Below are 12238 nucleotides of genomic sequence, written 5' to 3'. Positions count from 1 at the left end.
GACACCCGAAGCGCCTAGCCCACCGCGTTGCCGCGCCTCGCCGGCCCCTCCCGTTCAGGGCTCTGGCCACCGCGAAGAGCGCCACTTTTGCAACGCAACGTGGAATACTACACACAAGGAGGCTTCCCGGCCTGCCCCTGACCAGGGGCGCCGCGAGCCCGGGCCACCACGCTGAAAGGCACGAGATGTCGGGTACCGATGAACGCAAGGGGACACGCACCCAACGCCTGCCCCGCGAGGCCCGCCGCCGCCAGCTGCTGGCCGCCGCCCACCAGGTCTTTGTGGCCCACGGCTACCACGGGGCGTCCATGGATGAGATTGCCGAGGTCGCCGAGGTGTCCAAGCCGGTGCTCTACCAGCATTTCCCGGGCAAGCGGGAACTGTACCTCGCGCTGCTGGACGTGCACCTGGCCGAATTCTCCGAACTGCTGGACACCGCCATCTCCTCCACCGATGACAACCGCCAGCGCGTCTACAACACGATCGACACGTATTACCAGTACATCAGCCGTGAATCCCAGGCCTACCGGCTGATCTTCGAATCCGATGTGCTGGCCGACCCATTGATCTCCGAACGCATTGAGAAGTTCAACGCCCAGCTCTCGGAGGCCATCGCCGCGGTGGTAGTGGCCGATACCCCGCTCACCGAGGACGAGGGCAACCTGCTTGGCCGGGCCCTGGCCGGGCTTTCCCAGGTCTCCGCCCGCTACTGGGCGACCACCGACAGCGCCGTGCCGCAGCAGACGGCGATCGAATTGATCTCGCTTTTAGCTTGGCGCGGAATTGCGCGGTTCCCGAAGGAAAAGTAGCTAGATTTGGTTCTAGGTCCAGCGTATGGGCGCAGCAGGCGCCCGCACGGGGCAGTCAATGAACCTTCGAGAGGATCAAGAACTCCATGGAAATCCGTATTGGCATCCAGAATGTCGCCCGCGAAGTCGTGCTCGAATCCGACAAGGACAACGCTGAAATCTCCGAAATCGTTGCCAAGGCCTTGAATGACGGCGGGCAGCTGCGGCTGACCGACAACAAGGGCCGCGACGTGATCGTCCCGGTTCCGGGCATCGCCTACGTCGAGATCGGTCCGGACCAGGTGCGTCGCGTGGGCTTCGCCCAGTAGCGCCCAATCTTTTTCGCCGGCCGCAGACCGGCCTGCCGGTGGCCCCCGCCGCGTTCCGCGCGCCGGGGGCCACCGGCGTTTTCCATGACTGGCACCAGCGCCGGTGATTATGCTGGGCTTGTGTTCAATCGTCAGGTCCAAGTCCCCGCCCCTGTCCGCAGCACCACCCTGCAACAGCTGCTTGAGCAGCTGGAGGGTGAGTTCCAGCTGCCCGGGCCCTTCAGCGCCCCGGTGCTCGCCGCCGCCGAACGCGCTGTGGCCGAACTGGCCCCGGCCCCCGAAGATCACACCGATCTGCCCTTCTTCACCCTGGACCCGGCCACCTCCACCGACCTGGACCAGGCCATGCACCTGAGTGAAACCGCCACCGGGTACCGTATCCACTACGCCATCGCCGATGTGCCGGCCCTGGTGGAGCTGGGCGGTGTGCTGGACGCCGCCACCCGCCAACGCGGGCAGACGATCTACCTGCCGCACCGGCGCATCCCGCTGCATCCCGAGGTGATTGGGGAGGATCACGGTTCGCTGCTGCCCGGGCGCCCCCGGCGGGCGTTCATCTGGGTGCTGGACCTGGACGCGGAGGGCCAACTGCGGCACACCGCCCTGCACCGCTCCATGATCCGCTCCCGGGCCAAGCGAGACTACCTCACCGCCCAGCAGCAGCTGGATGCCGGCGCCCCTGATGCGCAGCTGGTGCTGTTGCAGCGCATCGGCAGGTTGCGCATCAGCCAGGAGGCCCGCCGGCGCGGGGCCAGCCTGAACCTGCCCGAACAGGATGTTCAGGTCGACGCCCACGGCAACTACACGCTGGTCAGCCGCACTCCCCTGCCGGTGGAGGACTACAACGCCCAGATTTCACTGCTGACCGGGATGGCCGCCGCCGAGCTGATGTTGCAGCACAAGGTGGGGATCCTGCGCACCATGCCGCCGCCGCGGCCCGAGGACCTGGCCGAGTTCCGGATGCAAAGCCGGGTGCTGGGCCACCGCTGGGAGGAGCACCTGGACTACGGGCAGTTCCTGCGCACCCTGGATGTCTGCGACCCGGCCCAGCTGGTGCTCATGCATCGGGCGGCCGCGCTCTTCCGCGGCGCCGACTATCAGGTGATCAACGGCCAACCCGACACCGAGCTGGTGCAGGCGGCACTGGCCGCCCCCTACGCGCACGCCACCGCGCCGCTGCGCCGCCTGGTGGACCGTTTTGTGCTGCTCACCTGTCACCTGCTGTGCCGGCAGCGTCCCATCCCGCAGCCACTGCTGGAGGCCTTGGAAGAGTTGCCCGGGCTGATGCGCACCAGCTCCGCGGAGGCCGCAGCGGCCGGGCGGGCCAGCATCGCCCTGATCGAGGCCTGGGTGCTGCAGCACCGGGTGGGTGAGCACTTCGACGCGGTGGTGCTTACCGCCGCAACCGCCAATGGCCAGGGCAAGCTCCGTCCCGGACAGGTCCAGCTGCTCGGTGAGGCAATCACCGGATCCTTCACCGGCAGCGCTCCGGCCGCCAGCCTGGTCTCGGTGCGGCTGGAGGAGGCCGACCCGCTGACCCGGCGCTGCCGTTTCAGCCAGGTGGCGAGCAAAGTCACACCATGAGACGTCCGGGGGCAAAACCCGATATGCTAGAAGGACAAAGTTATTTAGGATGCCCGGTCGCGCCGCGCTAAACGAGAGACAACAGTTTTCGTGGTGACTTCCCAGCGGTCACCATCCCCCACCGCCACTACGTCGCGGTGGTGCATGTAGCGATCGGCTCCGCTGGACCGCGTTCCCCTGCCCGCCGGGACACCGTTCCCGGGCACCGTTCGCCGGAGGCCCAGGTCAGGCCGGGACGCCAACGTGAAACGAGAATATGGACATCGTGACTGACACGACCACCCAGGACGCCGCCGCGGCGCCTGAAGAAGCACCCAAGACGTTCGCCGACTTCAATGTGCGCCAGGACATTGTCGCCTCGCTCTCCGAAGCCGGCATCATTCACCCCTTCCCGATCCAGTCGCTGACCCTGCCGGTCGCGCTGGCCGGCAATGACATCATCGGCCAGGCCAAGACCGGCACCGGCAAGACCCTGGGCTTCGGCATCCCCGCGCTGCAGCGCGTGGTGCGCGAATCCGATGAGGGCTACGAACGCCTGGAATTCCCCGGCGCCCCGCAGGCACTGATCGTGGCCCCCACCCGCGAACTGGCCCTGCAGGTCTCCGCGGACCTGGCCCAGGCCTCCCGGCACGCCGGCGTCCGGGTCACCACCATTTACGGTGGGCGTCCCTATGAGGAGCAGATCGCGGCCCTGAAGGCCGGCACCGACGTGGTGGTGGGCACCCCCGGGCGCCTGATCGACCTGAACCGCCAGCGCGTGCTGAACCTGAAGCAGATCGCCACCGTCGTGCTGGACGAGGCCGACGAAATGCTGGATCTGGGCTTCCTGCCCGACGTGGAGCGCATCCTGGCCGCCCTGCCCCCGGTACGCCAGGCGATGCTGTTCTCCGCCACCATGCCCGGCCCGGTGATCACCATGGCCCGGCGCTACATGTCCCGTCCCATGCACATCCGTGCCGCGGATCCGGGCGACGACTCGATCACCAAGCGCAACATCCGCCAGCTGGTGTACCGCGCCCACTCGCTGGACAAGGACGAGATGGTCGCCCGCCTGCTGCAGGCCGAGGGCCGCGGCAAGACGATCATCTTCACCCAGACCAAGCGGTCGGCCGCCAAGCTCTCCGATGAGCTGATCGACCGCGGCTTCAACGCCGGGGCCCTGCACGGGGACCTGGGCCAGGGAGCGCGCGAACAGGCGCTGAAGGCGTTCCGCTCCGGCAAGGTTGAGATCCTGGTGGCCACCGATGTGGCCGCCCGCGGCATCGACGTGGACGACGTCACCCACGTGGTGAACCTGCAGTGCCCGGATGACGAGAACACCTACCTGCACCGCGTGGGGCGCACCGGACGCGCCGGGAACACCGGCATCGCGGTGACCTTCGTGGACTGGGACTCGGTGCCGCGCTGGTCGCTGATCAACAAGGCGCTGGGGCTGAACGTGCCCGAGCCGGTGGAAACCTACTCCTCCTCCCCGCACTTCTTCGCCGACCTGAACATCCCCAAGGGCACCAAGGGACGCCTGCCGCGGGCCAAGCAGACCACCGCCGACGGCGGGGAGCCGCACCGCGCCCGCTCCGAGGGCTCGCGCAACTCCTCGCGCAACCGCCAGCGCACCCGCCGCGAGGACACCTCCGGCAACCCGCGCGCTGCCGAGGGTGCGGACCGGCACGGGCATTCCAAGGGCAAGCAGGACCGCCCGGCCCGGGAGGCCGAACGCCACCGCGAAACCCGGGACGCGAACCAGGAAGAGGGGCGCACCGCCCCGCGCCGGCGCCGTACCCGCCGCCGCACCCGCAGCCAGGACTCGGCTCCCCGGCAGGACGACTAGCCTGCCGGACTCAGGCAGCAGCAACGCTTTGATGGAAGGAACACCGCGCACGTGACACTGCCGACGCTCGATGCACACCCACCGCTCTTCGACCCGGCCGGTCCGAACACGGTGGTGCACGGCGATAACCAGCATGTGCTCGGCCTGCTGCCCGACGCCAGCTTCTCCCTGATCTACGTCGACCCGCCGTTCAACACCGGACGCAAGCAGACCCGCGCGGCACGCACTACGGTGCGTGCCGCCGCCGGGGAAGGCGACCGGATTGGCTTCAAGGGCCTGGACTACATCACCGAGCTGGGCCAGGCGCGCTCCTACCAGGACCGCTTCGATGACTATCTGAGCTTCATCGCCCCGCGCCTGGTCCAGGCGCACCGGCTGCTGGCGGAGGACGGCACCTTGTACGTGCACCTGGACTACCGTGAGGTGCACTATGTCAAGGTGCTGCTCGATGAGATCTTCGGCCGCGATTGCTTCCTGAACGAACTGATCTGGGCGTATGACTATGGGGCGCGCACCAACCGGCGCTGGCCCTCCAAGCACGACACCATCCTGGTGTATGTGAAGAACCCCAAGGCCTACCATTTCGACTCCACCGAGGTGGACCGCGAACCCTATATGGCTCCCGGGCTGGTGACCCCGGAAAAACGTGAACGCGGCAAGCTGCCCACCGACGTGTGGTGGCACACCATCGTTTCGCCCACCGGCAGGGAAAAGACCGGCTACCCCACCCAGAAGCCCGAGGGCATCCTGCGCCGGATCATCACCGCGTCCTCGCGCCCCGATGACTGGGTGCTGGACTTCTTCGCCGGTTCGGGCACCACCGGCGCGGTGGCCGCGAAGCTTGGACGCCGCTTCCTGCTGGTGGACCAGAACCCGCAGGCCATTGAGGTCATGCAGTCCCGCCTGGGCGAGGGAACCCGCTACATTGAGGCCGGGGAGCCGGTGCCGGCGGACAAGATCCGCTGAAGCATCTGCGGGTCGGTGCTGTTCTCCCCCAGCCGGTTCGGCTTGCCCGCCCCGTGATAGTCCGAGGACCCGGTGATGATCAGGTCATGGCGCTGGGCCAACTCGCGCAGGAACTTGCGCCCGGGCTCGGAATTGTCCCGGTGGTCAATCTCCAGACCGGCCAGCCCCGCCTCAATCAGCTCCTCGAAGTCCTCCGGGGGCACCACTCGTCCGCGGGCCGAGGCCATCGGGTGGGCGAAGACCGGAACCCCGCCGGCCTCGCGCACCAGGCGCACGGCGTCCACCGGGTACACCGCCGGGTGGGAGACGTAGTAGCGCGACCGGGAGGAGAGCATGCTGGCGAAGGCCTCTTCCCGGGTGCCGACCACCCCGGCGGTGACCAGCGCGTCGGCGATGTGCGGGCGGCCCACCGTGGTGCCCGGCTGGGTGTGTTCCTGGACCAGCTCCCAACTGATCGGGTAGTCCTCCGAGAGCAGCCCCACGATCCGCTGCGCCCGGTACTCGCGGGCGGTGCGGGTGACCTCCAGTTCATCAAGCAACGGCTTGTAGGTCGGGTCATGCAGGTAACTGAGCAGGTGCACGCTGATCCCGGTGCGCGAATGGCAGGTGATCTCCATCCCCGGCACGAACCCGATCCCGCGTTCCACGGCCCGCGCCCGCGCCTCGTGCCACCCGGTGGTCTGGTCGTGGTCGGTCAGCGCCACCACGTCCAGCCCCGCCGCCACCGCCGAATCAATCAACTGGCCCGGAGGTTCGGTGCCATCGGAAATATTCGAATGGGCGTGCAGGTCGATCAGCATGGCTCTAGACTATCCGGTCGCCCCGCGCTTTGTGCGCACCGGCGGCAGGTGAGAATATGGGAACTATGACCACTGATGCATCGAACACCCCCGGCAACGATCAACCACTGGAAGACCGCGTCAACAACCGCTCGCAGCGACCCACCTCGCGGGCCTTCAAGGAATTCATGGCCTCGAACTGGGCACCGGACAACTCCGAGCTGCCCGACGCCGATGAGGCCGCCAGCTATGCCGCGCAGCGCCGCAAGGCCCTGTCCGAGCGCTTCCCGGGTGAGCGCCTGGTCATCCCGGCCGGGCCGCTGAAGGTGCGCAGCAACGACACCGACTACCGTTTCCGCCCGCACTCGGCCTTCGCCCACCTGACCGGGCTGGGTGTGGACCATGAGCCGGATGCCGTGCTGATCCTGGAACCCACCGACAAGGGCGCCGGGGATGAAGGCGGCAACCACAGCGCCACCTTGTACTTCGCCCCCATGGCCGGACGGGACTCCACCGAGTTCTACCTGAACTCGCGCTCCGGGGAATTCTGGATCGGCCCGCGCCCCACGCTGTCCAAGATGTCCGCCCGCACCGGCATGCCCACCGAGGGGCTGGAGCAGCTGGAAATGGCGATCACCAAGAACTCCGGCCCCCAGGCCCTGGGCGGCATCCGCATCCGCCTGGTGCGCGAGGTCGATTTGAACGTCGAGGCCCTGGTGGACACCTCCCGCATCAACACCGGCCAGGACCTTGAGGCCTCCGACGCCCTGGACAACGAGCTGGCCGAATTCGTCTCCGAACTGCGTCTGGTCAAGGACGAGTACGAGATCAAGGAACTGAAGCACTCGGTAGCCGCCACCATTGAGGGGTTTGAGGACGTGGTGCGCAGCCTGGACAAGGCCATCGCCCACCAGCGCGGGGAACGCATCGTCGAAGGCGCCTTCTTCGCCCGCGCCCGGGCCGAGGGCAACGAACTGGGCTACGACACCATCGCCGCCAGCGGCAACAACGCCACCATCCTGCACTGGATCCGCAACAACGGGACCGTGCGCGAGGGCGAAGTGCTGCTGCTGGACGCCGGGGTGGAAGCCGATTCGCTGTACACCGCCGACATCACCCGCTCGCTGCCGGTCTCGGGCAAGTTCACCGACGTGCAGCGCAAGATCTACCAGGCCGTGCTGGATGCCGCCGACGCCGCATTCGCCGCGGTGAAGCCGGGCCTGAAGTTCCGCGACCTGCACAACATCGCCACCCGCGTGCTGGCCGAGAACCTGGACTCCTGGGGCCTGCTGCCGGTGCCGCTGGAGGAGGCGCTCTCCCCGGAGGGGCAGCACCACCGCCGCTGGATGCCGCACGGCACCAGCCACCACCTGGGCCTGGATGTGCACGACTGCGCCCAGGCCCGCGCGGAACTCTACCTGGACGCCGAGCTGCAGGAGGGCATGGTCTTCACCATCGAGCCGGGCCTGTACTTCAAGAACGAGGACCTGGCGATCCCCGAGGAGTACCGCGGCATCGGGGTGCGCATCGAGGATGACATCCTGGTCACCGCCGAGGGCGGGGTGAACCTCTCGGCGGCGCTGCCGCGCGACCCGGATGAGGTTGAGGCCTGGATGGCCAAGCTGCGCGGCTAAGCCGGCCGGCGCGACGCCAGGGCAGGACAGCGAAAAGCGGTGGGCCACGGAAGAATTCCTTCCGTGGCCCACCGCTTTGTCTTTCACCGGCAACCGGGTGGCACGCCGTGGTGCGCGCCGGTGTCCGGTAGCTAGCGTCCCTCGTTCTGCGGTCCGCTGCCCGGGGTGCCCGGTTCCCCCGGATGTCCTGGGTTGCCCGGGTGCTTGGATTCGGGCTGTGGCTCGCCGCTGGGGGCTGCCTCGTTTTCCGGGCGGATCACCACCGGTTCGGCCTGGCTCTCGTCGCGTTCACCGGGCTCGGTGTGCTGCGGGGCCTGGCCTTCCGGGTGCTGCTCCTGGCCGGACTGCTGCTCGGCGCCGGGCGCGGCCTGCGGCTGATTCACCCGCACCCCGTAGCGCGGGCGCCCATCGGGCAAATCCGGGAAGGTGCCGCTGGGACCGGAGGACGGGGCCTGCGGTTCGGCCGGGGCACCAGGGGCCGCCGCGGTGGCCCCGGTGGAGGCCGGAGGGTTCTGCGGCGCCGGCGGCTGGGCGGCCGGCGGCTGGGCGGCCGGGGCCTGGCCCGGGTGCATTGGCAGCTTCGAGGCCAGGGCGCGGGCCTTCTGCGCGTTGGCGAAGTCCACCACCACGTCATAGCTGGTGGCCACAAACTGGCTGGAGGAGGCGAAGTCGCGCTTGCCGCGGCGCATCGAATAGCTGACCACCCCGGCGATCATCCAGATCGCCATGCCCAGCCCGATCGCCGAAAGGATCTGGTAGAGCCCGCCGTCCGGACTGAATAGGGACAACAGCAGGCCCACGAAGAAGCCCATCATCGCGCCCTGCGCGGCACCGGCCAACGCCACCTTCGGGTAGGAGAGCTTGGCGGTGACCCGTTCGACGGTACGCAGGTCATTGCCCACAATGGTGACCGAGGAGACCGGGAAGTCATTGTCGGCCAGATAGTCCACCAGTTTCTGGGCATCAAGGTATGAGGTGTAGCGGCCTAGCAGTTCGCCCCGCGGCAAACCCCCGGCACTTTGCATATTGGCTCCAAGCGGCTGGGTCATACCTATATTGTGCATGCATTTGCTGTGCAAACCCCCATACGGTGCCCAGCTATCGCTGAGGGTGAAAGCTTCACGCCGGGCAATCGCATCACAATTGCCCCCGTTGCACCAGCTGACCGCGATACGCTGGGGTGGTGAGCTCCACTGTTTCCAAGATCTTCGTTGCCCGCCTGCTGGGGCTGGACGTCTTTGACCCCCTCGGCGACCGGCTGGGCCGGCTGCGCGATGTGGTCGTGGTCTCCCGCGGGCCCAAGAAGTCAGAATCCTGTGTGGGCGTGGTCGTCGAGGTCCCGGGCAAGCGCCGGGTCTTCGTGCCGATGACCCGCATCCAGTCCATGGAGGCGAACCAGATCATCTGTTCCGGGCTGGTGAACATGCGCCGCTTCCAGCAGCGCGGGGCCGAAACCCTCATCGCCGCGGAAATCTTTGACCGCAAGATCGCCTTCCGGGACGGCACCGGGCACGGCGTGGTCGAAGACGTGGGCCTGATCCAGACCCGGATGGGCGACTGGGAGGTCAACGAGTACTTCGTGCAGCGCGCCGAACCGGGCTCCAGCCTGCTGGGCCTGCGCCGCAACCGGCGCCACCGGGTGCTGGTCTCCTGGGAGCAGGTGATCCCGGTCGGCGCCCACGAGCCACAATCCGCGGACACGTTCGTCGCGGCCCACGATGAGATGAAGCCGGCGGACTTCGCCGACGCGCTGCATGAGATGAACGCCAAGCGCCGCCTGGAGATCGCCGCCCACCTGCAGGATGACCGGCTGGCCGATGTGCTGCAGGAAATGCCGGACCGCGAACAGGTCCAGATCCTCTCCGCCCTGGGCCTGGAGCGTGCCGCGGACGTGCTGGAGGAGATGGACCCGGATGACGCCGCGGACCTGCTTGGTGAACTGAACGAGGACACCAAGGTCCAGCTGCTGGACATGATGAGCAAGGAGGAGGCCGATGACGTGCGCCGCCTGCTGGCCTACCCCGAAGGCACCGCCGGCTCGGTGATGACCCCGGTGCCGGTGATCCTCACCCCCGAATCCACGGTGGCCGAGGCGCTGGCCGCCGTGCGCCGCGAGGAGCTCTCCCCCGCCCTGGCCTCGGCCGTCTACGTGGTGCGCCCGCCCTTGGAGACCCCCACCGGCAAGTACCTGGGAGCCGTGCACATCCAGGCGCTGCTGCGTGCCGCTCCCCCGGAGCCGCTGGGTGACATCCTGGACAAGGAGCTGGAACCCATCCCGGACAACGCCAGCGTCTCGGAGGTCGTGCGCCACCTGGCCACCTACAACCTCACCTCGTTGGGCGTGGTCAACTCCGATGGCCGCCTGGTGGGGGCGATCACCGTGGATGACGTCCTGGACCACCTGCTGCCCGAGGACTGGCGCAGCCAGCACTAGACCACGCTTGGCCCGGTGCCGCCCCGGCCCGGGAACCGCACGCACACCGTCCGAACCGGTGCCGCCGCAGCGCGGACCGCGTTCCCGATCGAAGGAGCAACACGCATGCCAGAGCAGCGTCAGGCCACCGGCCTGGACACCCCGATGTCGGCCCGCGCCAGGCTGTTGCCCCGATTCAGCCCGAACCCGGACGCCTTCGGCTCCACCACCGAAAAGTTCGCCCGCTTCATGGGCACCCCGCAGTTCCTGGTCTACATGACCATCTTCTGCGCGTTCTGGCTCATCTGGAACACCTGGGCCCCGGCCGGTTGGCGCTTTGACTCGGCCGCGCTGGGTTTCACCGCGCTGACCCTGATGCTCTCCCTGCAGGCCTCCTACGCCGCCCCGCTGCTGCTGTTGGCCCAGAACCGGCAGGATGACCGCGACCGGGTCTCGCTCACCGAGGACCGGGCCCGGGCCGAACGCAACCTGTACGACACCGAATACCTCACCCGTGAGCTGGCCAGCCTGCGCTTGGCCATGCAGGATGTGGCCACCCGCGACTATGTGCGCTCCGAGCTGCGCAATGTGCTGGAGGAGCTGCTGGAAACCAGCGAGGGTGAGGAGCTGCACCTGCGGGCGAAGAACCCGCGCCGCAAGCCGGCCCAGCACACCGGCCTGATCCCGCAAATCGACCAGGGCCCCGGCCCGCATGAGAGCCAAGGTGGCAAGTGAGCACGAACGAGCAGCTGCGCACCGCACTGTCCAAGGTCATCGACCCGGAACTGCGCAAATCCATCACCGAACTGAACATGGTCCCCCACGCCAGCGTGGAGGGGAACACCGCGCGGGTGACCGTGCTGCTGACCATCGCCGGCTGCCCGATGCGCTCCACCATCGAGGCCGACGTGCGCGCCGCGGCGCTCAGCGTGCCGGGGATCAGCCAGGTGGACCTTGAGCTGGGCGTCATGAGCCCGGAACAGCGCAAGGAACTGCGCGACTCGCTGGCCGGACGGCGCACCCCGTTCTCCGACCCGAACTCCCTGACCCGGGTCATTGCCGTGGCCAGCGGCAAGGGCGGGGTCGGCAAGAGCTCAATCACCGCCAACCTGGCCACGGCGATGGCCGCGGACGGGCTGAAGGTCGGGTTGATCGACGCCGACGTGTACGGGTTCTCCATCCCGGCGCTGATGGGCACCAGGCAGAACCCAACCCGGGTCGATGAGATGATCCTGCCGCCGGTCGCCCACGGGGTGAAGGTGATCTCCATCGGCATGTTCCTGGATTCAAACCAGCCGGTAATCTGGCGCGGACCGATGTTGCACCGGGCGCTGGAGCAGTTCCTGTCCGACGTGTACTTCGGGGACCTGGACGTGCTGCTGCTGGATCTGCCCCCGGGCACCGGGGACATCGCCATCTCGGTCTCCCAGCTGCTGCCGAACTCGCAGCTGCTGGTGGTCACCACCCCGCAGTCCACCGCCACCCAGGTGGCCGAGCGGGCCGGCACCATCTCCCTGCAGACCCAGCAGAAGGTCATCGGCGTGGTGGAGAACATGAGCTACCTGCAGCTGCCGGACGGCACACGCATGGAAATCTTCGGCTCCGGCGGCGGCCAGGTGCTCAGCGACTCGCTGGGTGAACAGCTGGGCTACCCGGTGCCGCTGCTGGGGCAGCTGCCGTTGGAGGAATCCCTGCGCGAGGGTTCGGACGCCGGGGTGCCGGTGGTGCTCTCTGACCCGGACGCGGAGGTGTCCCGGCGGCTGCGGCAGATCTCCCGCACCCTGGTGCACCGGCCCCGTGGCCTGGCCGGGCGCTCGCTGCCGCTAAACGTGTAGTCCGCGGCCGGTCACGGGGTGGACCGGCATCGCGCAGCGTCTTGCCCCGGCGCCGCGGCGCTGCTAATGTCCTAAGCACGCT

General features: G+C 68.2%; 11 protein-coding genes. 9 read left to right on the top strand and 2 right to left on the bottom strand.

What is annotated here, in order from left to right:
* Positions 1-185 precede the first annotated feature (185 nt).
* The 5 genes from RCJ92_RS02135 to RCJ92_RS02115 all read left to right on the top strand — a co-directional run bounded on the left by RCJ92_RS02135 (position 186) and on the right by RCJ92_RS02115 (position 5495).
* The gene (locus RCJ92_RS02135; protein WP_138177438.1) at positions 186-809 is read left to right on the top strand and encodes a TetR/AcrR family transcriptional regulator; all 624 of its coding nucleotides are present in this window, start codon (positions 186-188) and stop codon (positions 807-809) included.
* Between the two features lie 86 nt (positions 810-895).
* On the top strand, positions 896-1117 hold the full coding sequence (locus RCJ92_RS02130) for a DUF3107 domain-containing protein (RefSeq protein WP_138177436.1): 222 nt from the start codon (positions 896-898) through the stop codon (positions 1115-1117).
* Between the two features lie 120 nt (positions 1118-1237).
* Positions 1238-2701: an RNB domain-containing ribonuclease gene (locus RCJ92_RS02125; protein WP_175419389.1), complete on the top strand. Its 1464-nt coding sequence runs from the start codon at positions 1238-1240 to the stop codon at positions 2699-2701.
* 256 nt (positions 2702-2957) lie between these two features.
* The gene (locus tag RCJ92_RS02120; RefSeq protein ID WP_446753626.1) at positions 2958-4529 is read left to right on the top strand and encodes a DEAD/DEAH box helicase; all 1572 of its coding nucleotides are present in this window, start codon (positions 2958-2960) and stop codon (positions 4527-4529) included.
* 51 nt (positions 4530-4580) lie between these two features.
* On the top strand, positions 4581-5495 hold the full coding sequence (locus RCJ92_RS02115; RefSeq protein ID WP_249354532.1) for a DNA-methyltransferase: 915 nt from the start codon (positions 4581-4583) through the stop codon (positions 5493-5495).
* Here RCJ92_RS02115 and RCJ92_RS02110 read toward each other — a convergent pair.
* Positions 5450-6295, bottom strand: coding sequence for a PHP domain-containing protein (locus RCJ92_RS02110; RefSeq protein WP_138177430.1), 846 nt, complete (start codon positions 6293-6295; stop codon positions 5450-5452). The genes RCJ92_RS02115 and RCJ92_RS02110 overlap by 46 nt on opposite strands.
* A 65-nt stretch (positions 6296-6360) precedes the next feature.
* On the opposite strand from RCJ92_RS02110, the gene RCJ92_RS02105 reads away from it, so the two are divergent.
* On the top strand, positions 6361-7908 hold the full coding sequence (locus tag RCJ92_RS02105) for an aminopeptidase P family protein (RefSeq protein WP_446753625.1): 1548 nt from the start codon (positions 6361-6363) through the stop codon (positions 7906-7908).
* A 131-nt stretch (positions 7909-8039) separates the two neighbouring features.
* Here RCJ92_RS02105 and RCJ92_RS02100 read toward each other — a convergent pair whose 3' ends face one another.
* Positions 8040-8957: a general stress protein gene (locus RCJ92_RS02100; protein ID WP_446753624.1), complete on the bottom strand. Its 918-nt coding sequence runs from the start codon at positions 8955-8957 to the stop codon at positions 8040-8042.
* 134 nt (positions 8958-9091) lie between these two features.
* Between RCJ92_RS02100 and RCJ92_RS02095 the strand changes: the two genes are divergently transcribed.
* The 3 genes from RCJ92_RS02095 to RCJ92_RS02085 all read left to right on the top strand — a co-directional run bounded on the left by RCJ92_RS02095 (position 9092) and on the right by RCJ92_RS02085 (position 12156).
* Positions 9092-10342, top strand: coding sequence for a magnesium transporter MgtE N-terminal domain-containing protein (locus tag RCJ92_RS02095; RefSeq protein WP_138177426.1), 1251 nt, complete (start codon positions 9092-9094; stop codon positions 10340-10342).
* Between the two features lie 105 nt (positions 10343-10447).
* A complete protein-coding gene (locus RCJ92_RS02090) occupies positions 10448-11056 on the top strand; it encodes a DUF1003 domain-containing protein (protein ID WP_138177424.1) in 609 nt (202 codons plus the stop codon).
* Positions 11053-12156 (top strand): Mrp/NBP35 family ATP-binding protein, encoded by a 1104-nt coding sequence (locus RCJ92_RS02085; protein WP_446753623.1) that lies wholly within the window; start codon positions 11053-11055, stop codon positions 12154-12156. Before RCJ92_RS02090 ends, RCJ92_RS02085 begins: the two co-directional genes overlap by 4 nt.
* The last annotated feature ends 82 nt before the right edge of the window (positions 12157-12238 follow it).

Source organism: Glutamicibacter sp. BSL13 (assembly GCF_052928425.1).
Note: the sequence above shows the minus strand (reverse complement) of the source record. Positions and strands in the feature narration are given on the sequence as shown.